The 26,548-nt window shown below is 62.8% G+C and carries 30 protein-coding genes; 9 read left to right on the top strand and 21 right to left on the bottom strand.

What is annotated here, in order from left to right:
• The 9 genes from AAG799_RS02455 to lysS all read right to left on the bottom strand — a co-directional run.
• Positions 1 to 135: GTPase (locus AAG799_RS02455; RefSeq protein WP_341894205.1), on the bottom strand; the 135-nt coding region annotated here is incomplete at its 3' end.
• Position 136: 1 nt separating this feature from the next.
• Positions 137 to 760, bottom strand: a complete 624-nt coding sequence (pth, locus tag AAG799_RS02450) for an aminoacyl-tRNA hydrolase (RefSeq protein WP_341894203.1) — start codon at positions 758 to 760, stop codon at positions 137 to 139.
• An 82-nt stretch (positions 761 to 842) separates the two neighbouring features.
• Positions 843 to 1,544 (bottom strand): 50S ribosomal protein L25/general stress protein Ctc, encoded by a 702-nt coding sequence (locus tag AAG799_RS02445; protein WP_341894202.1) that lies wholly within the window; start codon positions 1,542 to 1,544, stop codon positions 843 to 845.
• A 95-nt stretch (positions 1,545 to 1,639) separates the two neighbouring features.
• Positions 1,640 to 2,572, bottom strand: a complete 933-nt coding sequence (locus AAG799_RS02440) for a ribose-phosphate pyrophosphokinase (protein WP_341894201.1) — start codon at positions 2,570 to 2,572, stop codon at positions 1,640 to 1,642.
• A 96-nt stretch (positions 2,573 to 2,668) separates the two neighbouring features.
• Complete coding sequence (locus AAG799_RS02435) at positions 2,669 to 3,553, bottom strand: hypothetical protein (protein WP_341894200.1); 885 nt, start codon at positions 3,551 to 3,553, stop codon at positions 2,669 to 2,671.
• Positions 3,554 to 3,611: 58 nt separating this feature from the next.
• Positions 3,612 to 4,406 carry a peptidoglycan editing factor PgeF gene (gene pgeF / locus AAG799_RS02430; RefSeq protein WP_341894199.1) on the bottom strand — a complete coding sequence of 265 codons (795 nt, stop codon included), beginning with the start codon at positions 4,404 to 4,406 and terminating at the stop codon, positions 3,612 to 3,614.
• Entirely contained in the window at positions 4,403 to 5,518 is a 1,116-nt protein-coding gene (locus AAG799_RS02425; protein WP_341894198.1) for an SAM-dependent methyltransferase, read from the bottom strand. The genes pgeF and AAG799_RS02425 overlap by 4 nt, the downstream gene beginning before the upstream one ends.
• The gene (gene lgt, locus AAG799_RS02420) at positions 5,491 to 6,306 is read right to left on the bottom strand and encodes a prolipoprotein diacylglyceryl transferase (protein ID WP_341894197.1); all 816 of its coding nucleotides are present in this window, start codon (positions 6,304 to 6,306) and stop codon (positions 5,491 to 5,493) included. The genes AAG799_RS02425 and lgt overlap by 28 nt, the downstream gene beginning before the upstream one ends.
• Positions 6,306 to 7,841, bottom strand: a complete 1,536-nt coding sequence (gene lysS, locus AAG799_RS02415) for a lysine--tRNA ligase (protein WP_341894196.1) — start codon at positions 7,839 to 7,841, stop codon at positions 6,306 to 6,308. The genes lgt and lysS overlap by 1 nt, the downstream gene beginning before the upstream one ends.
• A 226-nt stretch (positions 7,842 to 8,067) precedes the next feature.
• On the opposite strand from lysS, the gene AAG799_RS02410 reads away from it, so the two are divergent.
• Together AAG799_RS02410 and AAG799_RS02405 are read left to right on the top strand one after the other, a co-directional pair.
• Entirely contained in the window at positions 8,068 to 8,307 is a 240-nt protein-coding gene (locus AAG799_RS02410) for an accessory factor UbiK family protein (protein ID WP_341894195.1), read from the top strand.
• A 278-nt stretch (positions 8,308 to 8,585) separates the two neighbouring features.
• Positions 8,586 to 9,089, top strand: coding sequence for a YbjN domain-containing protein (locus AAG799_RS02405; protein WP_341894194.1), 504 nt, complete (start codon positions 8,586 to 8,588; stop codon positions 9,087 to 9,089).
• A gap of 34 nt (positions 9,090 to 9,123) precedes the next feature.
• Here the strand turns inward: AAG799_RS02405 and AAG799_RS02400 are convergent, their stop codons facing one another.
• Positions 9,124 to 10,704, bottom strand: coding sequence for a glycosyltransferase family 39 protein (locus AAG799_RS02400; RefSeq protein ID WP_341894193.1), 1,581 nt, complete (start codon positions 10,702 to 10,704; stop codon positions 9,124 to 9,126).
• 143 nt (positions 10,705 to 10,847) lie between these two features.
• Here AAG799_RS02400 and proC point away from each other — a divergent pair, with 143 nt between their 5' ends.
• The 5 genes from proC (at position 10,848) to AAG799_RS02375 (ending at position 13,858) form a co-directional block, all read left to right on the top strand.
• Positions 10,848 to 11,648 (top strand): pyrroline-5-carboxylate reductase, encoded by an 801-nt coding sequence (proC, locus tag AAG799_RS02395; protein WP_341894192.1) that lies wholly within the window; start codon positions 10,848 to 10,850, stop codon positions 11,646 to 11,648.
• A 63-nt stretch (positions 11,649 to 11,711) separates the two neighbouring features.
• Positions 11,712 to 12,386 carry a TetR/AcrR family transcriptional regulator gene (locus tag AAG799_RS02390; RefSeq protein WP_341894191.1) on the top strand — a complete coding sequence of 225 codons (675 nt, stop codon included), beginning with the start codon at positions 11,712 to 11,714 and terminating at the stop codon, positions 12,384 to 12,386.
• Positions 12,387 to 12,508: 122 nt separating this feature from the next.
• Positions 12,509 to 12,946: a TIGR01841 family phasin gene (gene phaP / locus AAG799_RS02385; protein WP_341894190.1), complete on the top strand. Its 438-nt coding sequence runs from the start codon at positions 12,509 to 12,511 to the stop codon at positions 12,944 to 12,946.
• A gap of 83 nt (positions 12,947 to 13,029) precedes the next feature.
• Positions 13,030 to 13,368, top strand: coding sequence for a tRNA-binding protein (locus AAG799_RS02380; RefSeq protein WP_341894189.1), 339 nt, complete (start codon positions 13,030 to 13,032; stop codon positions 13,366 to 13,368).
• On the top strand, positions 13,349 to 13,858 hold the full coding sequence (locus AAG799_RS02375; RefSeq protein ID WP_341894188.1) for a DUF2914 domain-containing protein: 510 nt from the start codon (positions 13,349 to 13,351) through the stop codon (positions 13,856 to 13,858). The genes AAG799_RS02380 and AAG799_RS02375 overlap by 20 nt, the downstream gene beginning before the upstream one ends.
• 3 nt (positions 13,859 to 13,861) lie before the next feature.
• Here AAG799_RS02375 and AAG799_RS02370 read toward each other — a convergent pair whose 3' ends face one another.
• Genes AAG799_RS02370 through AAG799_RS02360 form a run of 3 tightly spaced genes read right to left on the bottom strand, consistent with a single transcriptional unit; the run spans position 13,862 to position 16,395 of the window.
• Positions 13,862 to 15,202 (bottom strand): ATP-binding protein, encoded by a 1,341-nt coding sequence (locus AAG799_RS02370; RefSeq protein WP_341894187.1) that lies wholly within the window; start codon positions 15,200 to 15,202, stop codon positions 13,862 to 13,864.
• The gene (locus AAG799_RS02365) at positions 15,199 to 15,888 is read right to left on the bottom strand and encodes a response regulator (protein WP_341894186.1); all 690 of its coding nucleotides are present in this window, start codon (positions 15,886 to 15,888) and stop codon (positions 15,199 to 15,201) included. Before AAG799_RS02365 ends, AAG799_RS02370 begins: the two co-directional genes overlap by 4 nt.
• A 12-nt stretch (positions 15,889 to 15,900) precedes the next feature.
• Positions 15,901 to 16,395: a MarR family transcriptional regulator gene (locus AAG799_RS02360; RefSeq protein ID WP_341894185.1), complete on the bottom strand. Its 495-nt coding sequence runs from the start codon at positions 16,393 to 16,395 to the stop codon at positions 15,901 to 15,903.
• A 180-nt stretch (positions 16,396 to 16,575) separates the two neighbouring features.
• On the opposite strand from AAG799_RS02360, the gene AAG799_RS02355 reads away from it, so the two are divergent.
• A complete protein-coding gene (locus tag AAG799_RS02355) occupies positions 16,576 to 17,460 on the top strand; it encodes a branched-chain amino acid aminotransferase (RefSeq protein ID WP_341894184.1) in 885 nt (294 codons plus the stop codon).
• A 36-nt stretch (positions 17,461 to 17,496) separates the two neighbouring features.
• On the opposite strand, the gene AAG799_RS02350 is transcribed toward AAG799_RS02355, so the two are convergent.
• From AAG799_RS02350 to uvrB, 8 genes are all read right to left on the bottom strand, one after another.
• The gene (locus AAG799_RS02350; RefSeq protein ID WP_341894183.1) at positions 17,497 to 18,027 is read right to left on the bottom strand and encodes a PAS domain-containing protein; all 531 of its coding nucleotides are present in this window, start codon (positions 18,025 to 18,027) and stop codon (positions 17,497 to 17,499) included.
• A gap of 204 nt (positions 18,028 to 18,231) precedes the next feature.
• The gene (locus tag AAG799_RS02345) at positions 18,232 to 18,684 is read right to left on the bottom strand and encodes a molybdenum cofactor biosynthesis protein MoaE (RefSeq protein ID WP_341894182.1); all 453 of its coding nucleotides are present in this window, start codon (positions 18,682 to 18,684) and stop codon (positions 18,232 to 18,234) included.
• A 15-nt stretch (positions 18,685 to 18,699) separates the two neighbouring features.
• A complete protein-coding gene (gene moaD / locus AAG799_RS02340) occupies positions 18,700 to 18,951 on the bottom strand; it encodes a molybdopterin converting factor subunit 1 (protein ID WP_341894181.1) in 252 nt (83 codons plus the stop codon).
• Positions 18,951 to 19,535 carry a CDP-diacylglycerol--glycerol-3-phosphate 3-phosphatidyltransferase gene (gene pgsA, locus AAG799_RS02335; protein ID WP_341894180.1) on the bottom strand — a complete coding sequence of 195 codons (585 nt, stop codon included), beginning with the start codon at positions 19,533 to 19,535 and terminating at the stop codon, positions 18,951 to 18,953. The genes moaD and pgsA overlap by 1 nt, the downstream gene beginning before the upstream one ends.
• Before the next feature lie 53 nt (positions 19,536 to 19,588).
• Positions 19,589 to 21,484, bottom strand: coding sequence for an excinuclease ABC subunit UvrC (gene uvrC / locus AAG799_RS02330; protein WP_341894179.1), 1,896 nt, complete (start codon positions 21,482 to 21,484; stop codon positions 19,589 to 19,591).
• A 336-nt stretch (positions 21,485 to 21,820) separates the two neighbouring features.
• Positions 21,821 to 22,249: a dihydroneopterin aldolase gene (gene folB, locus AAG799_RS02325; protein WP_341894178.1), complete on the bottom strand. Its 429-nt coding sequence runs from the start codon at positions 22,247 to 22,249 to the stop codon at positions 21,821 to 21,823.
• A gap of 1 nt (position 22,250) precedes the next feature.
• Positions 22,251 to 23,039 carry an SDR family oxidoreductase gene (locus AAG799_RS02320; RefSeq protein ID WP_341894177.1) on the bottom strand — a complete coding sequence of 263 codons (789 nt, stop codon included), beginning with the start codon at positions 23,037 to 23,039 and terminating at the stop codon, positions 22,251 to 22,253.
• On the bottom strand, positions 23,039 to 25,270 hold the full coding sequence (gene uvrB / locus AAG799_RS02315) for an excinuclease ABC subunit UvrB (RefSeq protein ID WP_341894176.1): 2,232 nt from the start codon (positions 25,268 to 25,270) through the stop codon (positions 23,039 to 23,041). Before uvrB ends, AAG799_RS02320 begins: the two co-directional genes overlap by 1 nt.
• Positions 25,271 to 25,425: 155 nt before the next feature.
• Here uvrB and rfbB point away from each other — a divergent pair, with 155 nt between their 5' ends.
• Complete coding sequence (gene rfbB / locus AAG799_RS02310; RefSeq protein WP_341894175.1) at positions 25,426 to 26,484, top strand: dTDP-glucose 4,6-dehydratase; 1,059 nt, start codon at positions 25,426 to 25,428, stop codon at positions 26,482 to 26,484.
• Positions 26,485 to 26,548: the final 64 nt, after the last annotated feature.

Raw genomic sequence — 26,548 nt, 5'->3', positions numbered from 1 at the left:
GACCAGGCCGGTATTCGGCTCAATGGTGCAGAAGGGATAGTTGGCTGCCTGCGCGGCGGCGGTCTGCGTCAGCGCATTGAACAGCGTCGACTTGCCGACATTGGGCAGGCCGACAATGCCGCATTTGAAACCCATGTTACGCGTCCTTCACATCTGTCTTGTTGGTCTTTTCCGGCTTCGGTGCTTTTTCCTTCGGAGGCTGCAGGCGCAGCGCCACCTTGGTCATGAAGCCGGTGTCGTCATTCTTGGCCAGATAGCCAGCCTCGGCAGCCATGGCTTCCAGCAGCGGATCTAGCCATACATGCTCGTCCGTATGGAAATTCTGCAGCACATAACCCAACACATGGTCCTTGCCGGGATGCCCGATGCCGATGCGCAGGCGCCGGTAGTTCGGTCCGATGGCGGCATCGATCGAGCGCAGCCCGTTATGGCCGGCATTGCCACCGCCGGTCTTGATGCGGATCTTGCCGGCAGCCAGGTCCAGCTCGTCATGCATCACCACCACCTGGGCCGGCGGCAGCTTGTAGAAATGCGCCGCCTCGCCAACCGATTTGCCCGACAGGTTCATGTAGGTCAGCGGCTTGAGCAGCAGTGTCTTGATGCCATCCAGAACACCCTCGGCGATCTCGCCATGGAAGCGCTTCTTGAACGGCTGGAAATTGTGGCGGTCGGCGATGGCATCGATGGCCATGAAGCCGACATTGTGCCGCTGCCGTTTATGCTCGCTGCCCGGGTTGCCCAGTCCGACGAGAAGCAGCATGGCGTTTCAGCGTCCGGCAGTGAGAAGAGGAGGGGCGGGAGTGGCGGGCGGCGCACCAGCGATGCGCCGCCCGCAGCAGGCTTTACTTCTTGGCAGCCGGCTTGGCCGCAGCAGCCGGAGCCGCCTTGGCACCCGCCGCCGGAGCGGCAGCCTTGGCGCCAGCCGCAGCAGCCGGAGCGGCAGCAGCAGCTTCGGCCTTCGGCGCGGCTTCTTCTTCCTTGGTCGGGGCAGCGATGGTCGCAACGGTGAAGTCACGATCCTGGATCACGGCCTTGATGCCTTCCGGCAGCGTGAAGGCGGAGATATGGATCGAATGACCGATATCCATGCCAGCAAGGCTGATCGTCAGGCTCTCGGGGATGTTGTCGGGCTGGACGAAGAATTCGACTTCATGGCGTACGATATTCAGCACGCCGCCCTTCTTGATGCCGGGGGACTGATCCTGGTCCTTGAAGTGCATCGGAATGAAGATGCGGACCTTCGAGTCCTTGCCGATGCGCTGGAAGTCGACATGGATCGGCCGGTCGGTGACCGGGTCGAGCTGCACGTCGCGCGCCAGAACGCGTTCGGTCTTGCTGCCGACAGCAACGGTGAACAGACGCGAGAAGAAGTTGCCCTTGTGCATCTCCTTCAGCAGTTCACGACTTTCAACCGAGATGAGTTCAGGGGTCTGCTTTTCGCCATAGATGACCCCCGGCACACGACCCTTCAGTCGCGTTGCACGGGCGGTCCCCTTGCCGGCCCTCGACCTCGCCTCGGCGGCGATGGTGGTTACTTCACGCATGATTGCGCTCCTTGCTTGGATACGGGCCCAACACTATGTCGGGTCCGTTTCCGACGCCGGCCTCCAGGGGTGCCGCGCGCCGAAACTGTGAAAACTTAATCGAACAGGCTGGAGACCGAAGCCTCCTCGCTGATACGGCGCATTGCTTCGCCAACCAGCGGGGCAATCGACACCTGGCGGATATTGCGCGCCAGGCGGACCGCCTCGGTCGCCAGGATCGAGTCGGTGATGACCAGGCCTTCCAGCTGGCTGGCGGTCACGCGGGCAACCGCGCCGCCCGACAGCACGCCATGGGTCACATAGGCATAAACGGATTTGGCGCCATGCTTCTTCAGCGCCTCGGCCGCGTTGCACAGCGTGCCGGCGGAATCGACGATGTCGTCGACCAGGATGCAGCGGCGGCCTTCAACGTCACCGATGATGTTCATCACTTCGGAAACGCCGGCCTTTTCGCGGCGCTTGTCGACGATGGCAAGATCGGCGTCCAGGCGCTTGGCGATGTTGCGGGCCCGCACCACGCCGCCGACGTCCGGCGAGACCACCATCAGGTCATCGCCCTGCAACTGTTGCTTGATGTCGGCGGTCAACACCGGGCCGCCCATCAGGTTGTCGGTCGGGATATCGAAGAAGCCCTGGATCTGGCCGGCATGCAGGTCCAGCGTCAGCACGCGGTTGGCACCGGCAGCGGTAATCAGATTGGCGACCAGCTTGGCCGAGATCGGCGTGCGCGGGCCGGGCTTGCGGTCCTGGCGGGCGTAGCCGAAATAGGGCAGGACGGCGGTGATGCGGCGGGCCGACGAGCGCTTGAGGGCGTCGATGCAGACCAGCAGTTCCATCAGGTGATCATTCGCCGGATAGGAGGTCGACTGGATCACGAACACATCTTCGCCGCGGACGTTTTCGTGGATTTCCACGAAAACCTCCATGTCGGAGAAGCGACGCACGCTGGCTTTGGCGAGCGGCACCGACAGATAAGCCGCAATGGCTTCCGCCAGCGGACGATTGGAATTACCCGCCAAAACCTTCATGGACTGAGCTCTGTGGATGCGCTGGACAGGGGAGAAAAACCGCGCGGACTATAGCCGCCGGGCCGCCCCCTGTAAACCGCGAAAAATCTAATAAATTCAGGATTTTGCGGGTCGAACCGCCGGTCTGGCGCGCGACCGGCTCTCGAGGATCTCGCTAAGCCCCTGCCAGCCGCCCTGGGCGATGATATGGGCGGTGGTGCCCCAGGCCCGGGAGAGCTGGCCACGGGGGATGCGATTGGCCTGTTTGACGTCGCCCAGCCGGCTGCCATCGGCGGCCAGCAGCACCCATTCGATGGTCACCCGCTCGGAATCCGGGCTGTCCTGCCAGACCTTGACCACGCAGCCGATCACGAAATCGGCCCCGGCCGTGTCGGGCAGCGGGTTTTTTCCGCCCAGGATCAGGATTTCACGCATGGCCTGGCGCAGCGACCGGTTGCCGTCGCCGGGCGCCCCTTCGCATTCCCTGACCGCTAGCTTGGCTGGCGTGGTGTCGATCTGCACCGCTTCAATGGCGGATTCGTTCAGCTTGGCGGCAATCGCCTCTGCCATAGTCGTCGCGGCCAGTTTCAGCGCGTCGGCATCGCCGGCGGCGAGCCGGGCGGGCGCCACACCCAGGCTGCGGCTTTCGCCAGCCTGCACCGTGCCATCCGGTAGGCGTTCGTCCCAGCGCCACACGGCGTCGCCACCGCGTGGTTCCAGGCTCACGGTGAGCAGACTGGTCAGCCGGTTGCGGCCGCTGGCACTCGCGGGCACGTCCTTGGCGTTGAGCGCTTTGGCCAGCGCCTCGGCCAGCGCCGCATCGGCACCATTCGGCAGGCCGCCCACAGGCGGAATGAACAGACTGGCCTCGCCGATCGGACGGATCAGGGTATCGCTGGCCTTGATGCGGCTGTCGGCCTGGAAGGGCTGCGGCAAGGGCTGACAGGCCGCGATGATGGCGGCCGTCAGGATCAGAAGAGGGAAACGCTTAACCGAAAACACAGCTCACCATGAGACAGAGAATTGCAAAGACTAGCAGCAGGAACAGGTGTGGCATGGCCTAGAGCGGCAAGACGATGGCCGATATCTGCCGGCCGTAATCGGCTTCCTTCGCCAGGGTCATGCGACGATAACTGAAGAAGCGGTCCGGATCGCTGCAGGTATCCAGCGCAAGATTCTCGGCTGCAATACCGCCGCGCTGCAGTCGCTGCAACAGATAGCCCGGCAGATCGAACTGCCAATGGCCATCGCGCCGGCCGATAGCGAAAAAGGCTGCATTGCCGGCATCGGCAATGAGGAATTCATCCCGGAACGGGGCGCTGACCTCGTAAGAAGCCTGGCCGATGCAGGGCCCGATGGCGGCGTGGATCTTTGCAGGCCGGGCGCCGAGGGCGGCCATGGCGGCGATGGTGGCATCGGTAATCCCGGCCAGCGCGCCGCGCCAGCCGGCATGGCAGGCGCCGATCACGCCGGCTGCCGTATCGGCAAACAGCACCGGCGCGCAGTCGGCCGAAAGAATGCCCAGCGCAATGCCGCGCCGGCGTGTGACCAGGCCATCGGCCTTCGGTCGCTGTGTGATGTCATAGTCGTCGTCCACGGTGACGACGTCGCGGCCATGCACCTGATAGAGCGATACCAAGCCATGACGCGCGCCCAGCGCCTCGGCAACGCGACGGCGGTTTTCCTGCACGGCAGCCGGGTCGTCGGACGAACCAGGACCACAGTTCAGCTGTGCATAGAGACCGCTCGACACGCCGCCGCGCCGGGTGAAAAAGCCATGCGGCAGATCGGCAAGGCCGGCGGCGGTGACGGGTGCGATCTGGCCAGATTCAGGACGTGCGACATGAACGGTCATGCAAAGCCTGCGGGTTTTGGCGACTCCGGTGGGGTCAGGGCCAGGGCCTTGAACAGGGTGCCCATCGCCTCCGGTGCGGTCAACCGCCGCAGGGCCTGGTCGAGATCGCCAGCTTGCGTGGTATTGCTCTGCTTCAGCTTCGCTGCCCGTGCGGCGATGCCCAGCCGTTCGAGAAACACGCCTTGGCCGACCGGGCCATGCACAGCGGCGCCGGCACGTTTTGCCGCCAATGCAAATGAGCCGAAATCGACATGGGCAGTCAGGTCGGCAAGGCCGGGATTCTGCAGCGGATCGGCATAGGTGTGGCGCCACACGGCCTGGAGTGTTTCACCCGCGCCGGCACTGGCATAGCCATAGTCGATGAACAGCGCCGCACCGCCCTGCTGCTTGAGACGCGCGGCGATCTCGACGGCCACGGCGCGCACCGGGGGGCTGGATTCCACGATGGAGCCCGGCGGTGAGTCGCGCAGGATCTGCGGCAGCAGGTCGTCGAAGGGCAGGGCGCGTGGATCGAGCAGGAAGCACAGATCGTTGGTGGCTTCATCGAGGCCGACGCAGCGCTCATGCCAGGCACCGTCATCGCCGCGCTGAAACTGGCGCACCGGCAGGGCATCGAGGAATTCATTGGCAAGCAGCAGCAGGGGGGCGTCCTTTGGAATCGCTGCAATCTGCTCGCACCAGATGGCACCCTCATGGGCCAGTGCCGCTTCCTGCAGCCCGCGCAGCCGCGTGGAAGCCTCGATCATCACTGGCGTGAGCGCGGCGCGGAATTGTGGCAGGGCGCGGGCGGCGCGCAGGGCATCGCGCATCAGCGTGCCGCGGCCGGGCCCCAGTTCAACCAGATAGCATCTGTCCGGGCAGCCCAGGCTTTGCCAGTAATCGGCCGCCCACAGGCCGAGCAACTCGCCGAACATCTGGCTGATTTCCGGCGCGGTGATGAAATCGCCGTGCAGGCCGATGGCTTCCTGGCTGCGGTAGTAGCCATGCTCGGGGTGCAGCAGGCAATCGGCCATATAGGCGGCGACCGTGATCGGACCCTCCGCCGCGATCCGTCGGCGCAGGATATCGAGCAGCGGCGCGGCGCTTACGCCGCTTTTTGCCGGCGCGACCACCACACCACTCCAAGGCCGAACAACACCATCGGCAGTGAAAGCCACTGCCCCATCGTGGTGCCACCGATCAGATAGCCGATCTGCCGATCGGGTTCGCGGAACAGCTCGCCGATGATGCGCGCCATGCCGTAGCCAATCAGGAACACACCAGACAGCGTGCCGGGCCGGTGAATTGCGCGGGTATTCCAGCGTAGCAGGTTGAGCAGCAGAAACAGCACCACGCCTTCCATGAATGCCTGGTAGAGCTGGCTCGGGTGGCGCGGCACGCCATCGCTGTGTGGGAACACCATGGCCCAGACAAAATCCGGTGCGGCACGACCCCACAATTCGGCATTGATGAAATTGGCGATGCGGCCGAAGAACAGCCCGATCGGGGTGACGCAGGCGATCACATCGGTGAAGGCAAGGAAGCGGATGCCGCTAAGCCGGCAATAGGCCAGCATGGCGAAGATCACACCCAGCATGCCGCCATGGAACGACATGCCGCCCTGCCACACGGCGAGCATCTCAAGCGGATGCTGCAGGTAGTAGCCGATATTGTAGAACAGCACATAACCCAGCCTCCCGCCCAGCACGACGCCGAGCGTGGCCCAGAGCAGGAAACCGTCGACCTGCATCGGGGTCACAGTGCTGCCGGGGCGATCGGCAATGCGCATGGCCATGCGCCAGCCCAGCACGAGGCCGACGATATAGGCCATCGCATACCAGCGGATGGCAAACGGCCCGATCTCGATAATGACCGGATCGATCACCGGAAACGCGAGTACCGGAAGGGTTGCGGACAGCATCACTCGTCCGTGGCTTCGCCAGCGCCGCCCGGTTCATCGGAACGGGGGCGCAGGGTCGGGAAGGCGATCACTTCACGGATGGTTGGCGAGTTGGTCAGCAGCATCACGATGCGGTCGATGCCGATGCCGAGCCCGCCCATCGGCATCATGCCGGCTGACTGTGCCTTGAGGAAATCCTCGTCGATGCGATGCGCTTCGTCGTCGCCACCATCACGCTGGCTCTGCTGATCCTCGAAGCGGGCGCGCTGTTCCTGTGGATCGGCCAGCTCGGAAAACGCATTGGCGATTTCCCAGGTGTTGCAGAAGGTCTCGAAGCGTTCGGCGATGGCCGGATTGGCATGATTGGCCTTGGCCAGCGGCGAGATCGCCTTGGGCAGCGCGACCACATGGGTCGGCTGGATCAAATTGGGTTCGACGAAATGCTCGAAGCAGGCTTCCACCACCTTGCCCCAGCTGGCGCCCGGTGCGACGGCGACACCGGCCTGCTTGGCGGCATCGCGCGCCTGCGCATCATCCAGCCCTTCAAGCTTCACCTTGCCATGCTCCTCAATCAGGCCAAGCATGGTGGCGCGGCGGAACGGCGGAGTGAAGTCGATTTCCTGCTCGCCGAATTTCACCTTGGTGCTGCCGGTGGCGGTGATCGCCGCCTGGGCGATGGTGCGCTCGGCAATGTCCATCATGTCCTCGTAATCGGCATAGGCCTGATAGAGTTCCATGGTGGTGAATTCGGGATTGTGGCGCGGCGAGATACCTTCGTTGCGGAAGCAACGGTTGATCTCGAATACTTTTTCGCTCAGGCCGCCAATCACCAGACGCTTGAGATGCAGCTCGGGTGCAATGCGCATGTAGAGCGGGATATCCAGCGCGTTGTGATGGGTCTGGAACGGCCGGGCGATGGCGCCGCCGGGAATGCTGTGCAGCATCGGCGTTTCGACTTCGAGGAACCCTTCGCCATTGAGGAACTGGCGCACTGCCTGGATGACACGGAAGCGGGCGCGCAGCGTGGTGCGGCTTTCTTCATTGCCGATCAGGTCGTATTCGCGATGGCGATAACGCTGCTCCACATTTTTCAGGCCATGCCATTTTTCCGGCGGCGGCTCCAGCGCCTTGGCCAGCACAACGATCTCGGCCGTATCCACCGTGATCTCGCCGCGCTTGGTCCGGCGCACCGGACCGCGTACACCGATGATGTCGCCCAAATCTAGCGCCTTCATGACAGGCGCGAAGCGGCCCTGGACGTCGTCCTTGCCGGTGTAGACCTGCAGCTTCACGGTGTCGTCGACCAGGTCGATGAACATGCCGCTGTTGCGGATCGACATCACGCGGCCGGCCACGGCCACGCTTGCCTCGGTGCGCTCATCGGGCTGCAGATGCGCGAACTGCTCATGCACGGCCGCATTCTTGTGCGACTTGGGGAATTTCGGCGCCAGATAGGGGTCGAGGCCGAGCTGGCGCAGCTGCTGCAGCTTGGCTTCGCGATTGGCACGTTCACCGGAAGCATCCGGCGCAGCTTGGACGGGGGTCTGATTGGTCACGGCACTTCGCTTGGCAGAACGGAAATATGGCGCCGGACCCTAGCACCCGACCCCCGGCTTTCCAACCGCTCGGGGCCGGGCCGCACGGAGGTCGCACTAACCTGTGGACAGGCCGGAGTCGCGCCGGAATAGCTGTGGAAAAGGCAGTTTTGGCCCTTCGGCAGTGCTTGCGGGCCGGCTATGGCACGGCCATATCGGATAAGGATTTCCCGTTTGGAGTCGCGCCATGCAGACCGATAACCGCCTGCTCGACGATCTCAGCCGCATCGCAACCGGTGCCCTCGGTACCCTGCAGGGTGTCAAAGGCGAGGTGGAGCAGGCGTTCCGCCAGCGCCTGGAACGGGCCCTGACCGATATGGAACTGGTCAGCCGCGAGGAATTCGAGGCTGTGAAAGCCATGGCCGAGGCGGCACGGGAGGAAAATATCCGCCTTGCCGAGCGGCTCGCCGCACTCGAATCCAAGTAGAACAGCGGATTCGATGTTCCGGCCTAACCCAAGCCCGGATCAGGCGAATTTCATGAATTTTTCGTAAATCTGTCCTTGCGTGCCCCATGTCCCCCGCATACTCTAAATCTATGGTGCGTTTCGTGTCGCGACACCTACATATATGGTCAGCCGAGGCAATGGGGGCATTCTCGGCCAAGGCCGATGCTGTCGCCTCATGGGGCCAAATTCCCAACCAGATGAGTCATTCCGGATTAGCGAGCCGAGCACCGGCCTGCCGCAAGGGGGAGCGTTAACGCATGCGGACTCTGATTGAAAGCGAGACCACTGGCCGTCTCAACCCGCTCGACCTCGTTGAACAGATTGTCGGAGAGCACGAGTGGCCCTTCGACCGCCAGGGCCAGGATGAACTCACCGTCGGTGTCTCCGGCCGCTATTGTGAGCATCAGATGTGGTTTTCCTGGCGCGAGGAGCTCGGCGCGCTGAGCTACACCTGCGCTTTCGACATGAAGGTGCCGGCCAACCGCCGTCGCGACCTGCATTCCCTGCTCGCCTACGTGAATGAGAAGGCCCTGATCGGCCATTTCGACTATTGGGTTGAGGAAGGCATGGTGGTGTTCCGCCAGGCTCTGCTGCTGCGCGGTGGCCTGGGTGCCACCACCGAGCAGATCGAGGATTTGATGGAAATCGGCCTGTCAGAATGCGAACGTTTCTACCCGGCGTTCCAGTTCCTGGTCTGGGGCGGGCGCACGCCGGAGGATGCCGTGGCGGCCGCCATGTTTGAATGCATGGGCGAAGCCTGATCACTTTCGAGTTCCAGCTTTTGCGGGCCGGCCTTTAAACGGGGCGGCCCGTTTTCATTTTCAGGGCCAGCACAATCTTTTGCAGGCGCGACTGCCTGGCGCACGAAGCCTCGGCTGACGGAATGGCGTCTTCCGACGGCCAGGCTATCGCCCAGCCCACCGTAAAGGCCCCTGATGCCACCGCGAAGCGCGGTTTCGGCAATTGTATTGCCGGCTGCTCCTCATACCGCATCCCAAGTTCGGTGAATATCTTGGCGAAACGCTCGCGATCAGCGGAGGCGTGGAACAGCACAACGGCACCGCAGGATTTCAGATGGTTCAGGCTGATCCACGGCGCTTCGTGCTGGCTACCATTCTGGAATACCTGTGGGCGGTCGCTGGAGTAATAGCCGGTACTGCCGGCCAGCCACATCTCGCCCACGACATAGGTGAGCGGGCGGCCAGTCATGTCATGCCAGCGCTGCGTCACCGTCTCCGCCAATGCCGGGCCCGGGAAATGCGTGCGCTTGTTGCGGCCGGACAGGGTCGGCCACAGAGTCATGGCAATAACAAATGCCACTACTGGAAGTGCAAAGACGACAACCCAGATTGCCATCAGGCGCCTGCGGTAGATGGCGAATGAGAATTCCCGCAACAGGGCAACACCGAGCAGCGGCGTGAATATCCACAGTCCAGCCCCCCACATGGCGCGCGGCTGACGGCCGAGAATGATTGCCATCACGATCACGATCAGCGCGGGTGCGATGGCGATGGCGATCAGATAGTTGCGTGACAGCGGCGGCAGTTTTGCCGATCCGGCATAGACTGGCGGGCTGCGATACAGCGGCAGGATCGCCAGAATAAAGACGATCAGGGCCGGTGCCAGTGCCGCCAGCTGCGCGCCTGCAAAGCGCAACGGACGCAACAGACGACCAGCGCCTTCGATAACGTCGGCGCGCTGGTCGATGTAATGCAGAGGGCTCAGTTCATTCTGCAATACCCACCATGCATGTGGGGCGGCAATGGCCGTGGCGATCACCGCTCCGGCAGCAAAGCTTGGCGTCAGCCAGCGCCAGCGGGTTTCGGAATGCAGCAGAGTGAAGATTGCCATCGGCAGCAAGTAGAGGGCGATGGAATATCGCGACAGCACGCCGATACCGACAGCCAGGCCAACGATGAACCAGTCACGCTGACGGTTTTCGATCAGGGCTGTGTAGTAGAAGGAGCAGGTGATGGCGGACAAGGCCATCTGCAGGATGATCGGATTGAATTCTGGGGATGGAAAACCGAAGTAGTAGACCGTCGTTGTGAGGCCCAGTACAGCGAGCGCGTCACGCGGCCCCAGCAGATGTTTGGCCAGACGCCAGACCGCCCAATAGGTGGCGACGATTGCCATCTGGCTTAAGATCAGCGGCGGCAACAGGCTGCCCGGCAGCAGGGCATCGCCCAGCCCGAGCAGCCAGGCAAACAGCGGCGGGCCCTTGTGGTAGCCGAGCGCAATATTCTGGCTCCAGACGAAGCCTTCCAGAACATCGATGGGCGGGTTTGGCAGGGTGAAATATGGGATCAGAATCCATGCGCCAGCCTGCAGGCACACCACGCCCGCAAACAGCCATTCATATTTTTTATCGCTCACGATGCCCCTATAGTCAGCCTGCCCGCCTTACCCGTTGCCCCAGGCGGTTATCAGTATCGGGACTATTGTTGGTCGAGACAGCAACAGCAATATAAAACTGCAATATTGCTGCGGCGGGTTATCATTTATTTCCGTGAGGACGCATGAACGGCATACTTTTGGTTGGTTGCGGCAAGATGGGCGGAGCGCTCCTCGCCGGTTGGTTGCAGCGTGGCGTTGCCGCTTCGGATGTTGTGGTGGTTGAACCGACTCCGGTAGCCGGTCTGCCTGCGGGCGTGCGTCAGGTCGCCGATGCCGCTGCCGTGCCTAAAGATTTTGCACCGGCGCTGATACTGCTAGCTGTAAAGCCGCAGATGATGGATGCGGTGGCGCCGGCTTACGTTGGCTATGCGAAGACGGGCGCCTGCTTCCTCTCTGTCGCCGCTGGGAAGACGATTGCGACGCTGAATGGCCTGCTGGGCGGTGCAGCGGCCGTGGTGCGTAGCATCCCGAATACGCCGGCTGCAGTGGGCGAGGGGATTACCATCGCCTGTGCCAGCCCGTCAGTGACAGCGGAGCAACGCGCCTTCTGTGAAAGCCTGCTGGTCGCAGTCGGCGAGGTTGGCTGGGTTGACGACGAAAGCCTGATCGACGCGGTCACTGCTGTGTCTGGCTCCGGGCCGGCCTATGTCTTCTTGCTGACCGAATGCATGGCCGCCGCCGGTGCGGCTGCCGGTCTGCCTGACGATCTGGCGGCCCGCCTGGCCCGCGCTACGGTGATTGGTTCGGGTGCCCTGATGAAACAGAGCAGCGAGAGCCCGGCCCAGTTGCGCAAGAATGTCACCAGTCCGAATGGCACCACCCAGGCAGCGCTGGATGTGCTGATGGCCGTGGATGGCGTCGGGCCGCTGATGCAGCGGGCGATTGCCGCGGCCACCAAGCGCTCACGGGAACTCGCGGGCTGAGCCAGACCTTGTTCTCAGCCGTCTGGGCCCCAGATGAGTCCGGGTAGTATAGGGAGATCGATCATGGCGCAGGCCGGGAAGAAAGCGACAGCGAAGGTGTCGGCAAAGGCCGGAACGGGCGCCGGCACCGCGACCGCTGCCGATCCGGTGGCTGTGATGCTGGATCTGGTGGCCGCCCAGGGTTGGCGCGGCGTCACGCTGGGGCGCATCGCTGAAGCCAGTGGCCTGTCGCTCAGCACCCTCTATGAGCAATATGGCTCCAAAGTCGACCTGCTGGCCGCCTATGCCCGCCGGATCGATGCCGCCATGCTGACGGCCCTTGGTGGGCCGTCCCCGGCGCCCACCGACGCTACCGGGGTCAAGGACCGGCTGTTCGAGGTGATCATGGCCCGCTTCGACGCGCTGTCGCCGCACAAGCCGGCGATCCGGGTGCTGATGCGCGAACTGCCGGCCGATCCGGTGGCGCTCGCCTGTTTCCTGCATCGCGGGCTGCGCCAGGGGCTCGACTGGGTTCTGGCAGCGGCGGAACTGGATACCGGCGGGCTGCCGGGAGCGGTGCGGCGCAAGCTGCTGGGTGGAATATATCTCGACACCCTGCGGGTTTGGCTCAAGGATGACAGCACTGACCTTGCCACGACCATGGCCCATCTTGACAAGCGGCTGGGCCAGGGCCTGCGCTGGCTGACCGCCCGCGGGCCTATCTCGCAAATGCGAGAAAAAGCCGCAAATGTCTCTTAACCTATTGTAAAACATGATTGTGCATTGCACAAAATTTCATTGACGTCGGCGATCATCCTCGCTACTTTGCCGGCGCCTTACCCATCCTAAACACAGCCAAAACCGACGCCCGGGAGCCAAAAATGACCAAAGCCACTGATAATCCGTTCGCCTCTTTCGACCTCAGCAAGATGTTCGCCGACATGAAGCTGCCAGGTATCGACCCCGCATCGCTGGCAGCCACCCAGCAGAAGAACATGGAAGCCCTGACCGCTGCCAACAAGCGCGCTTACGAGGGTTACCAGGCACTGGCCAAGCGCCAGGGCGAGATCTTCAAGGAGAATATGGAACAGCTGGCCGGCCTGCTGAAGAACGCCTCGCCGGCTGCGGCGGCGGACATGAACCCGGCGAAGTCGGCTGACTTCGTGCGCCAGGCCGCCGAGAAGGCGCTCGCCAATCTGCGCGAGCTTTCGGAGATGATGACCAAGACCAATACCGAGGCCTTCGAGCTGATCAACAAGCGCCTCCAGGAAAACATGGAAGAGATCAAGAAGCACATTCCGACCGGCATGCCGAAGTAATAGCAGGCACTGGCGATTTGCCAGACCGGCGATGGGCGGGGTACAAAACCCCGCCCGTTTTGTTTTGATCGCCGGAGGCCGGGATGGCCGAAATTGCATTCGATGATTTTCATAAGGTCGATATTCGCGTCGGCACTGTGATCCGCGCCGAATCGTTTCCGGAGGCTCGCAAGCCGGCGATCAAACTATGGGTCGATTTCGGCTCAGCTCTCGGGGTCAAGAAATCCTCGGCACAGATCACCCGGCACTACATGCCGGAGCAGTTGATCGGCCGTCAGGTGATTGCCGTGGTCAATTTCCCGCCGCGCCAGATCGGCTCCTTCATGTCGGAGATTCTGGTACTCGGCCTGCCTGATTCGGATGGCCAGGTCGTGCTGCTTGCACCTGACCTGCCAGTGCTGAATGGCGGACGTATGTATTGACCTGAGCCCGAGCCTCGGCCGACAATCCGGCCAACGGACCAGCCCAATGATAAAATATCAATGTTTCGCAAAGATCACCCTGCTGCTTCTGGCTTTCGCAGGCATTGCCGGTGCCGGCCCCGCCGCCGCACAGGATCATGATTGCGTGGTACGTCAGTTCACCCTGACCAGTCAGGTTAACAACCTGGAACCGCAGGGCGTGATAGAGGCGGATTACCCGGCCGGCACCGAGCGTGCCTACGGCTTTGCCCGACTTGACTGCACGCAGGTACGTGCGGGCGAGACCTTCTGGTTTTACTGGGTGCGCAACGATCAGGAAGTCGGCCGATCCAAGGCGCGCGTCGATGTCAGCCGCAACTGGCGTATCTGGTCGCAGTCGCGAATTTTCCCCGGTGAATGGAGCTTGCAGCTGAAGGATAGCGATGGCCGCTTGCAGGCTGAGCGCCGGTTTACCGTTGCCGAACCGCCCAAACCGGCTGGCGAAAACTGACCGTCAGGTCGGCAATCTGATCGTTACCATCAGTCCGCCAAGGGGGGATTCACCCAGGGCGATTTCGCCGCCATGGGCCAGTACGGCATCGCGGGCAATCGTCAGGCCGAGACCGACATTGCCGCTGCCATGCCGGGCCTGGTCGAGGCGATAGAACGGCCGGAAAACCTTGTGGCGTTCTTTCTCGGGCAGACCCGGACCATCATCCTCGATGCGGATTTCCACGCGGTTGGTTTGGCGGGTTACACTCAGGCGAACCTTGCGGCCAAATCGCAGGGCATTCTCGATCAGATTAGCCAAGGCACGTTTGAAGCTGAGCCGGCGCAGTGGCAGGGTGAGGCCCTGTTCCATATCGATCTGCAATTCACGACCCCGCCGGCGCACGTCATCGGCCAGTTCGTTCAGCAGATTGCCAAGGTCTGTCGGCTCCGCCGGCTGCTCGCTCTGGCCGCGCGCGAAAGCGAGGTAGGCACCGACCATCTTCTCCATTTCGTCGATATCGCGCTTCAGTTCGTCGAGGTCAGAATCCTGCGGCATCAGCGACAGCTGCAGTTTCATCCGGGTCAGCGGTGTGCGCAGGTCATGGCTGACGCCAGCCAGCATGTCGGTCCGTTCGCGGATATGGCGCCGTATGCGGTCGCGCATGGCCAGGAAGGCGCGGGCCGCAGCACGCACCTCTTCGGCACCGGTGGGGCGGAAGTCGGCGATTTCACGGCCTTTGCCGAATGCATCGGCGGCTTCTGCCAGCCGGCGGATCGGTTTGATTTGGTTGCGCAGGAACAGCACGGCGATGCCCATCAGCACGATGGTAGCTGCCCCCATCCATGCCATGAAGGCATAGGTGCTGGTCGAGAACACACGGTTTTCCGGTGCAACCACGGTCATCAGCGCATCTGGCAGTTTCACATAAACGATCACCGTACGGTCGTTGCGCTGAGTGTCGATCATGTAAGGCTGGTTTATGCGCTCCCCCAGAGCCTGAATCAGCATGCGATCAAGGATCGAATAGCGGCGTGGCAACGGAATATTACTCGGGAAATCGGCGCCCTGCCGGAAACTGATATCGATTTCCAGCGCCAATCCCATGCGCTGAATCAGTTCGCCCAACACGATGGGGTCGGTGTTGCTATCGCGTGTCGAGATTACAACAGCGATTTCTCCGGCGAGGCCGAGGCCCAACCGGCGGGTCACTGCATCCCAATGGCGTTCGTAGAAAACGTATGTCAGCAGGGCCTGCAGCAGCACCACCGGCCCGACCAGCATCAGAAGCCAGCGGCCGAAGAGGCTGCGCGGCAACAGGCGCTTGAGGGCCATCATGGTGCCGGTACCGTCATGGGCGGTCATTCGGTCCAGAGGACATAACCTTCGCCCCACACTGTTTGCAGGAAGCGCGGATTGCGCGGGTCGGCCTCGATCTTGCGACGCAGGCGGGTAATCTGCACATCGACGGCGCGGCTTTCGCCGGCGCTGGCCGGATCGGCCAGTGCAGCGCGCGGAACGGTCTGGCCTGGGCTGCGAGCAAGGATGCGCAGCAGCTGTGCTTCACCGGTTGTCAACGGCACCATGTCTTCGCCGCGTTTCAACTCACCCCGTATGGCATCGAAGCTGAAGTCGCCGAAGCGCGTGGTGACAGTCGGCGCTACCGGAGCAGGGCGGGCGGCGCGCTTGAGGATGGCATTGATACGCAATGTCAGTTCACGCGGCTCGAAGGGTTTCGGCAAATAGTCGTCGGCGCCGGTCTCCAGGCCCTCGATGCGGTCTTCGGCCTCACCTCGCGCGGTCAGCAGGATCACCGGCACGGCATTGCCACGCTTGCGCAGTTCGCGGACGAACTCGAACCCGTTCTGTCCCGGCATCATGACATCGACGATCAAGAGATCGAAGCTGACGGAGGTGAGCTTGGCGCCGGCATCGGCAGCATCTTCGGCGCTGGTGACACGAAAGCCTTGGCCGGCCAGATAGCGTGACAGCAGGGTGCGGATGCGTTCATCGTCATCGACGACCAGGATGTGAACTTCGGCGAGGTCCATGCCGCTGGTTCCTCAGCGCCGCTGGATGGCGCGCAGGATTGCCGGCCGTTCCTGTTCGTCGATCAGACCGGCCAGCACCTTGCGATAGCCGGCCACGGCTTCCGCGCCGGCCTCGCGATAGGCTTCAGCCACCTTGGCCTGCTGTACGGTGCTGATCTGGCGCTCCAGATGTTTACCCTGGTCGGTCAGGAACAACTGGCGCTGGCGGCGGTCCCGCGTGCCCTGTTGCTGGCGTACGAAGCCCCCCTCGATCAGCGCCGAGAGCACGCGCGACAGGCTTTGCTTGGTGATGCGCAGGATGGCGAGCAGTTCGGCCACCGTGATGCCGGGATTCCCGCCGATAAAATGCAGGGCGCGGTGATGGGCGCGGCCGAACCCATAACGCTCCAGAATCTCGTCTGGCCCGCGGGTGAAATCTCGGTAGGCGTAAAACAGCAGCTCGATGGCCTGGCGAAGCTCGTCTTCGCGGAGGAACAATGGGTTGGCCAGCGATTTCAGGTCAGTCATGATCTTCTATATGGCCCATAGGGATAGACGGCATCAAGGCAGCCGGCGGTATAACCAAAGAAAGCATTGCACGAAAAATATGGCAGTAGTGTTGACATATTTTACTTAGATTGTTACCTATACAGCCGCGTGAAGGTAATAATAATACCTAACGTCTGTTTCGCCAAAGGAGGAACCTCCATGTCCTTGATCCCGTATGACGACCGTGATGGCCAGATTTGGCTCGACGGCAAGCTGGTCCCTTTCCGCGATGCCAAGCTGCATGTACTGAGTCACGGCCTGCATTACGCCTCCTGCGTTTTCGAGGGCGAGCGCGCCTATGGCGGCGAGGTGTTCCATCTGACCGAACACAGCCAGCGCCTGATCGATTCGGCCAAGCTGATGGATTTTACGCTGCCCTATTCGGTCGAGGAAATCGACCGCGCCACCCGTGAAACCATCGCCGCCAACAAGATGCCGGATTGCTATGTGCGTCCGGTCGCCTGGCGCGGGTCGGAGATGATGGGCGTCGCTGCCCAGCAGAACAAGATTCATGTCGCTATCGCGGTGTGGGAGTGGCCGAGCTACTTCTCGCCGGAAGCCAAGATGAAGGGGCTGCGACTGCAGATCAGCGACTGGCGTCGCCCGGCACCGAACATGGCGCCAACCAAGGCGAAGGCGGCCGGCCTGTACATGATTTGCACGCTGTCCAAGCATAAGGCCGAGCGCGACGGCTATCAGGATGCCCTCATGCTCGACTGGCGCGGCTTGGTTGCCGAAGCCACCGGCGCCAACATCTTCTTCGCCAAGGATGGCAAGCTGCATACGCCGACGCCGGATTGCTTCCTCGATGGCATTACCCGCCGGGCCGTGATCGCCATGGCCAAGGGCCGGGGCATTGAAGTGATCGAGCGTGCGATCCAGCCCGAGGAAATGGCCGGCTTCGATGAATGCTTCCTCACCGGCACGGCGGCCGAAGTGACGCCGGTTTCCGAGATCGGCCCCTACAAGTTCACGCCGGGCAAGATTTGCCAGACGCTGCTGGGCGAATTCGATATCGCCACACGGGCCAAGAAAGCGGCCTGAGCCGCTTCAGTTTCAGGGTTTGTGCACGGCCACGCGTTAACGCGTGGCCGTTTGCATGACCGGGCAGTAGAAGTCGTACTGGAAGCCGCAGATCTGTTCATCCCGCTGGATGCGTTCGCCAACCAGACCACCCAGCAGCATGTCGATTGCGGTGCCGTCACTGGACAACGGCAGCAGCAGAGTTTCAAAGCCCAGCATGCGGCCGCTGGGTGCCACCGTGTATTGACCGGCTGCATAGGCGGCGCCCCGGGTATCGAGCGGAATACTGAAAAAGCTCTCCACCACCACGGCGTTGGCTCCGAACAGGTTCTCGTCGACCGGACGGTTGGTGGTTTCGCGACCCATCGAGCCGACAATGCCGGTGCCGACCAAACGGAACTGGAATCGCGGCGTGCCAGCCTGAACGTTGATCAGTGCGACGAAGGGTAAGAATGGCACCATCTCGTCGGGCTGCAGGTCGGCGCGCGACGGCAGGCGGTTGAGATAGCTTTCTTTGGCTTCCCAATAGCCCAACAGGTTACGCAACGATTTGCTGCGAATCCGATCCGGCGTGACCGAGGAGATCACCTCGGTTTGGGGAACATTCGGATCTGACGACGACATGCTGGGACGATGAACTCGCAAGCAGTGAAACGGCAACGGGTTGCTGTGACTATACGCCGAGGCGGCCGTTCCGCGAGGCGTTTCCGGCAGCCTGTCACTAGGACATGCCACACGTGTCAGCCTCAGTAAACCGCTAAGTAAATAATGCCTAGGTAGTACGACTGTATGTCAGCGGCGCCAGCGGGCGGCGGCCTCATCATCGCTGGCCTTGGCTTCGACCCAGCGTCGTTCCCCGCCATTCTCTTCCAGTTTCCAGAAGGGCGCCTTGGTTTTCAGCCAATCGACCAGGAAGGCGCTGGCGTCATAGGCCGCCTGGCGGTGCGCAGAGGTTGTGATAACCAGGACTATCCGATCTCCAGGCGCGAGTTCACCGAAGCGATGGATCACCAGGCAGCCATCCAGCGGCCAGCGCTGCAACGCTTCGGCCACCAGCGCCTCAAGTTGCCGTTGCGTCATGCCTGGATAATGCTCCAAAGTCATGCGCTGAGCGCCCGGAGTGTCGGCGAAGTCGCGTACCAGGCCGGTGAAGGTGACGACCGCACCGATTTGCGTATTACCGGCGGTCAGCCGTTCCAGTTCGGCGGCAGTGTCGAAATCCTCGCGCTGCACGCGCACGGTCATGGCTCAATTCCCTATTCAACCGCCGGTGACTGGTGGGAAGAAGGCAATTTCGTCGCCTGGCGCTACGGCCTGATCGGGCCGGGCATAATCCTGATTCACAGCGACCCGCACCAGGGCCGCGTCGGCAAGAGCCGCTTCATGCTGGGCGCTGCGGCCACGCAGCCAGGCCACCAGATCGGCGACGGTGCGCACGTCGGCCGGCGGGGTCACGGTTTCCTCGGGAATGCCGACGCGCTCACGCAGCAGGGCGAAATACAGCACGCGCATCAATCAGCCCCTTTGGCCGGCGCGCGATCGTCAGCGGCCATGTGGCGCAGGCCGGTCTGCAGATAGTCCCAGCCGGTATAGAGCGTCAGGACAGCGGCGATCCACAATCCGATCTCACCCAGCAGGCGGATCTGCAGCACGGACGGGCCGTAGTCGCCGACAATGAGAATGCCCAACGCGATCAGCTGAACGGTGGTTTTCCATTTCGCCAGGCGCGACACCGGCACCTTCACGCGCAGCTCGGCCAGGAATTCGCGCAGGCCGGTGACGGTGATCTCGCGGCACATGATGACCACGGCGGCGACGCAGGTGATGCGATCAATGCGGTCGAAGGCGATCAGCATCATAATGACGGCGGCGACCAGCAGCTTGTCGGCGACCGGATCGAGAAAGCGGCCCAGGTCGGACATCTGGCCCAGCTTGCGTGCCAGATAGCCGTCGAACCAATCGGTGATTCCGGCGGCAACGAACAGGCCCAGCGGCACCCAGGCGCTCCAGGCGCCGGGCAGGAAAAACGCCGCGCAAATGGCCGGAATTGCCAGGATGCGCGAAACCGTCAGGATATTGGGCAGGCTGTTCCACATGACCGGTGAATTATCGCATGAGGGGCAGAACAGGGCCAGAGCCGGGCCTGTATTCAGCCGCCATGAAAGTGATCGTAGATTCGTTTGGCGACGGTTTTGCTGACGCCGGTTACCGCCTCAAGGTCGCTCAGGCCGGCACGCGAAACCGCCTTGGCCGAGCCGAAATGCAGCAGCAGGGCCTTCTTGCGGGCAGCACCGATTCCACTGATTTCATCCAGCGGCGAGCGGATTTGGTCCTTGGCGCGCTTGGTGCGGTGGGTGCCGATGGCGAAACGGTGCGCCTCGTCGCGCAGGCGCTGCAGGAAAAATAGCACCGGGTGGCGCGGCTCCAGCATGAAAGGCTCGCGCCCGGGCAGGAAGAACTGCTCGCGGCCGGCATTGCGGTCGGGGCCCTTGGCGATGCCGACCACGGGCACATCCTCGACGCCGAGTTCCTGCATTACCTGCATCACGGCACTGAGCTGACCCTTGCCGCCATCGATCAGCAGCAGATCGGGCCAGTCGGCAGCGTTTTCGTCCTCGGCATCCTCTTTCAGCAGGCGCTGGAATCGGCGGGTCAGCACCTCGCGCATCATGCCGTAATCGTCGCCCGGCTCGATGGTCACATCCTTGATGTTGAACTTGCGGTAGGCGTTCTTGCGCAAGCCTTCCGGCCCGGCCACGATCATGCCGCCGACCGCATGGCGCCCCATGATATGGCTGTTGTCATAAACCTCGATGCGCTGTGGTGGGGCATCGAGACCGAACAGTTCAGCCACGCCCTGCAACAGCTGGTGCTGCGAGGCGGCCTCGGCCAGACGGCGGCGCAAGGCATCGCGGGCATTGGTGGCGGCATACTCGACCAGGTCGCGCTTGGTGCCGCGCTGTGGCACATGCAGCTCTACCTTATGGCCGCTGTGGTTACCGAGTGCCTCCTCGATCAGGTCGGCATTCTCGACCGGATCGCTCAGCAGGATCAGCCGCGGCGCCTCGCGCTGGGCATAGAACTGACCGATAAAGGCGTCCAGCACCTCGCTGATCTCGACATCGCGGGTATGGGCGGGGAAGTAGGAGCGGTTGCCAAAATTCTGGCCGGCGCGGAAGAAGAAAATCTGTACGCAGACCAGTCCGCCTTCGGCATGCACGGCAATCACATCGGCATTCTCGATGTCGCTGAGATTGATGTCCTGCTTCTGGGTGATATGCGCCAGCGCACGGATGCGGTCACGCAGCTCGGCAGCGGTTTCATAGTCACGCTGCTCGGCGGCCTGTTGCATGCGGCCCTGCCAGATATCCAGCACCTGGCGGTTCCGGCCCGACAGGAAGCCGCAAGCTTCGTCCACCACTTTGAGATAATCCGCATGACTGATGCGTTCGACGCAGGGCGCCGTGCAGCGCTTGATCTGATACTGCAAGCAGGGGCGGGTGCGGGCGGCAAATTCACTGTCGCTGCAGCTGCGGAGCGGGAAGGCCCGCGACATTGCATTCAGCGTCACATGCACCGATCCGGTCGAGGCGAACGGCCCAAAATAGTCGCCGGGGATGTCACGGGCGCCCCGGTGCTTGGTGATGGCGGGGTAAGGATGGTCGCGCGCCACCAGGATATAGGGGAAGGACTTGTCGTCCTTCAGCAGCACGTTGAAGGGAGGCTGCACCTGTTTGACCAGGTTGGCTTCCAGCAGCAGCGCCTCGGCCTCGGTGTGGGTGGTCGTGACCTCGACAGCCGCCACCTGACGCACCATGCGCTGGATGCGGATCGAAAGACCCTGCAGCTTGGTATAGGAGGTAACGCGCTTGCGCAGCGAGCGCGCCTTGCCGATGTACAGCACATCACCCTTGGCATCCATCATGCGATAGATGCCTGGTCCGAGCGGCAAGGTCGGCAGGTGACGCTGAATCACCGCAGCGCCGATCTCCCCGGGCTGCGGCGGAGCCTCAAGCAGCGGTTCGGCGGCGGGATCGTCACTCATACGCAGCACCATACCGACAAAAAGCTAATGATTACACGGCGTTGACAAAAGCGTCCCAAGGCTGTGGATAACTATGTGGGGAAACAATGGTGCGCATGCTGTGTTGTGTCGCCTCGAAAACCAATACCCGCACACGTAGTGTGTGGATTGAGATTTAAGATGTTGAAGTTAAATAGGAAATTTCCATTATCCACAGCGGATGAGTACTAAATCAGCAATTTTTCTGCCACTACGACTCGGCGCGCTACCCTGTGCACAACCTTGGCGGCAGCAGGAAACCTTCCACAGAGTCAAGATTTACTCACCAGCCGGTAACCAGGAGAGGTCTGTGGCTGATTAGCTGCGCTGGCGCTCGATCTCAACGCCGACTCCGGCCGCTTCCGCGATCGCCTCAGGCTTTTCCACCCGTACCCGTGCCCGCAATACCCGCGGATCGGCCAGGCAGAGCCGGGCCAGCCGCTCGGCCAGGGTCTCGACCAGATCGACATGGCCCTCGGCCAGCAGCGCCTTGGAGCGGTTCACCAGGTTCTCGTAGCACACCACCTCGGCATAGCTACGGGGCGGCTCGCCCGGCGTCTCGGCCACCCAGAGATCGAGATTGATCAGGATTTTTTGCGGCTTGACCCGCTCTTCCGGGTAAATCCCGATCAGGGCATCCAGCAGCAGGTCGCGCACAAAGACCCGGCGGACTGGCTGGGTCGCTTCGGCAATCACCGGAACCGGGATTTCGGCCCAGGCAGCGCGAGCGCGATCATGGATCGTCATGTCAGTCCTCCAGCGCGATCTGGGCCGCGGTGAGGGGGCCGCCACCCTGCTGCCAGGGCAGATGCTGGCCGCCATCCAAGGCGATCATCTGGCCCGTCACGGCCGGAGCGTCAAGCAGGAATCCGACGGCTGCGGCAATCTCGCGCGGTTCGGCGCCGCGCTTGAGCGGGGTGCTTTCCCATTGCTTGCGGAATTGCGCTTCCGTCTGGTGCGGGCTGGGCAGGACCGGTCCGGGGCCGATGGCATTGACCCGTATGCGCGGTGCCAGGGCCATAGCCAGTGTCTGGGTCAGGGTCCACAGCCCGGCCTTGGAAACCGTGTAGGAAGCGAAATGTGGCGTCAGACGCCAGACCCGCATGTCGACCAGATTGACAATGTTGCCAGTCACCCCGTCCGGCAACTGGGCGGCAAAGGCCTGGGACAGGAAAAAGGGCGCTTTCAGGTTGGTATCGAGATGATGATCCCAGCTCTGCTCGGTGGCGGTCTCGATATGGTCATAGTCAAACAGCGATGCGTTGTTGACCAGCAGCGATAGCGGGCCGAGCGCGGCACTGGCCTGCGCGATCAGATTACTGACAGCGGTATGGTCGGCGAGATCGGCCTGCACCACGGCGGCGCGATGACCGCCCTGGCCGATCTCGCGCACGACAGTGTCCGCTTCATCGCGCGAGCGGTTGCAATGAACGGCGACATGATAGCCGCGGCCGGCCAGGTGCAGGGCGATGGCGCGGCCGATGCGTCGGCCGGCACCGGTGACCAGCGCAGTGGGTGCGTTGACGGAGATCGGCATCAGCGCTTGCTTCCCCGATAGGCGCGGCGCGACCCGGCTCTGCCGCCGGTCGAGCGACCAGAGGGTCGCGGCGCGCCGGCCGCCGCTTCAGAGAAGCCCGCCGGCTTGCGGTTCTGGATGCCGATTTCCAGTTCATTCATTTCCAGGCGCTTGATCTCGTCGCGCAGGCGGGCGGCTTCCTCGAATTCCAGGTTGCCGGCAGCATCGTGCATGCGTTTCTCCAGATCGGCCAGATGGGCCTTCAGATTGTTGCCGACCAGATGGCCGCCGGATGCATCGCCGGCATCGACAGTGAAATGATCCTGCTCATAAACCGACTGCAGGATGTCGCCGATGTGCTTGCGCACGCTTTCCGGCGTGATGCCATGCTCTTCGTTATAGGCCTGCTGCTTGATGCGGCGGCGTTCGGTCTCGGCCAGGGCGCGCTGCATGCTGTTGGTCATCTTGTCGGCATAGAGAATGGCGCGGCCTTCGACATTGCGTGCGGCACGGCCGATGGTCTGGATCAGCGAGGTTTCCGAGCGAAGGAAGCCTTCCTTGTCGGCATCCAGGATGGCAACCAGCGCGCATTCGGGGATATCGAGGCCCTCGCGCAGCAGGTTGATGCCGATCAGGATGTCGAACACGCCAAGCCGTAGATCGCGCAGGATTTCGATACGTTCCAGGGTCTCGATGTCGGAATGCAGGTAGCGCACCTTCAGTCCCACTTCGGTCATGTATTCGGTCAGGTCTTCCGCCATGCGCTTGGTCAGCGTGGTGACCAGCACGCGATGGCCCTTTTTGACCACTTCCTTGCATTCAGCCAGCAGGTCATCGACCTGATGTTCGACCGGGCGGATTTCGGTGACCGGATCGATCAGGCCGGTCGGGCGGATCACCTGTTCGGAGAAGACACCGCCCGTGCGCTCCATTTCCCATTTGCCCGGCGTGGCTGAAACGAACACGCTCTGCGGCCGCAGCTGCTCCCATTCGCGGAAACGCAGCGGTCGGTTGTCGATGCAGGAGGGCAGGCGGAAGCCGTATTCCGCCAGCGTGGCCTTGCGCCGGAAGTCGCCGCGGAACATGCCGCCGATCTGCGGCACGGTGACATGGCTTTCGTCGACGAACAGCAAGGCGTTGTCGGGCAGGTATTCAAACAGCGTGGGTGGCGGCGCGCCGGGGCCACGGCCGGTGAGATAGCGTGAATAGTTCTCGATGCCAGCGCAGGCCCCGGTTGCCACCATCATTTCCAGGTCGAAGGTGGTGCGCTGTTCCAGCCGCTGGGCCTCCAGCAGGCGGCCCATCTTGTACAACTGGTCGAGCCGCAGGCGCAGGTCAATCTTGATCTGTTCGATGGCCTGGTTCAGCGTCGGCTTCGGCGTCACATAATGGCTGTTCGCGTAAAGCTTCACGGCTTCCATGCTGCCGGTCTTGTGGCCGGTCAGCGGATCGAACTCGACAATGCTTTCCAGCTCGTCACCGAACAGCGACAGGCGCCAGGCGCGATCTTCCATATGGGAGGGGAATATCTCCACGCCATCACCACGCACGCGGAAGGCGCCACGCGCAAAGGCAGTATCGTTGCGGCGGTAATGCAGGTCGACCAGCCGACGCAGCAGTGTATCGCGGTCGAGGCGGTCGCCAGCCTTCAAGTTCAGGGTCATTTCCGAATAGGTTTCGACTGAACCGATACCGTAGATGCAGGACACCGAGGCGACGATCACCACATCGTCGCGCTCGAGCAGCGCGCGCGTGGCGGAATGGCGCATGCGGTCGATCTGTTCGTTGACCGAGGAGTCCTTCTCGATATAGGTGTCGCTGCGCGCGACATAGGCCTCGGGCTGGTAGTAATCGTAATACGAGACGAAGTATTCCACCGCATTGTTGGGGAAGAAGGCCTTCATCTCGCCATAGAGCTGGGCGGCCAGCGTCTTGTTCGGCGCCAGGATCAGGGCCGGCCGGCCGCTGCGCGCGATGATCTGTGCCATGGTGAAGGTCTTGCCCGAGCCGGTGACGCCCAGCAGCACCTGGTCGCGCTCCTGGTTCAGCACGCCCTCGGTCAGTTCGGCAATCGCGGTCGGCTGGTCGCCCTTGGGCTCATAGGGGGCCTGCAGGTCGAAGGCGATGCCGCCCTCGCTCTTGTCGGGGCGCGGCGGACGGTGGGGGACGAAATCCGGGAAATTCGCATCGGCGAAACGGTCCGGATCCTCGATCTCGCGTTCCATGCTCTGGATGACGGGGGTCTGGCTCATGGCTGCCAATATGGGGCGGGACGGGGCCGGCGCCAAGGCACCGGCAGCGGGCAGAATCGGCCCGGAAGCGAGCCCGGGCCCCACTGCTGCCATAGTTTGGCAAGACCTTCCGGCCCGTTTCGCCCTCCGGTATACAGGGGGTAGGGAGATTTTCCATGACCGTTATCGTCACCGGCGGCGCCGGCTTCATCGGCTCCGCCCTGGTTCGCCGGCTCAATGCCCAGAAACGTCGCGTCGTCACCATCGACAAGCTGACCTATGCCGGCAATCCGGACAATATCGCGGCCCTGCCGCATCCGGAACTGCACAGCTTCGAGCAGGTCGATATCTGCGACCGCGCGGGGATCAAGCGCATCTATGCCGCGGTCAAGCCGCAGGCGGTTTACCATCTGGCGGCCGAGAGCCATGTCGACCGCTCCATCGACAGCCCTGCGCCCTTCATCGACACCAATGTGAATGGCAGCCTGGTGCTGCTGGAAGCGGCGCTGGACCACTGGCGCGGCCTGGACGCCACGGCCAAGGGCCAGTTCCGCCATCTGCAGGTTTCGACTGACGAGGTCTATGGCGAACTGGGGGAGACCGGGCTGTTCGACGAGCACAGCCCCTACAAGCCGAACTCGCCCTATGCCGCCAGCAAGGCCTCGTCGGACCATCTGGCGCGCGCCTTCGGCCGCACCTACGGTCTGCCGATCCTGGTCACCAACTGCGGCAACAATTACGGCCCGTACCAGTTCCCGGAAAAGCTGATCCCGCTCACCGTGCTCAATGCCTTGGAAGGCAAGCCGCTGCCGATCTATGGCAAGGGCCTGCAGGTGCGCGACTGGATTCATGTGGACGATCATGCTGCCGCCCTGCAGCTGGCGGTCGAAAAGGGGCTGCCGGGCGAGACCTATCTGGTCGGGTCGCGCAGCGAGCAACGCAATATCGACCTGGTCAACCGGCTTTGTGCCGTGCTCGACGGCCTGGTGCCGCGCCAGGACGGCAAGGGTTATGCCGCGCAGATCACCTATGTGACCGACCGGCCGGGCCATGATGCGCGCTATGCTATCGACCCGTCGAAGGCCGAGCGCGAGTTGGGCTGGAAACCGGGCTACGCGCTCGATGCCGGGCTCAAGGCGACGGTGCAGTGGTATCTCGATAACTCGTCCTGGTGCCGGCGTGCCAGCCAGGCCTATGACCGCGGCCGTATCGGCCTGGGTGCCCAGAAAAGCTGATCCGTCGGCTGCCTGAAATGAAACGGCCCGCCAAAGAGCGGGCCGTTGTCGTTTGGATGGGCGA

This window comes from Ferrovibrio terrae (genome assembly GCF_943371255.1).
Lineage (GTDB): Bacteria > Pseudomonadota > Alphaproteobacteria > Ferrovibrionales > Ferrovibrionaceae > Ferrovibrio > Ferrovibrio terrae_B.
This window is presented reverse-complemented; position numbering and strand designations above follow the sequence as displayed.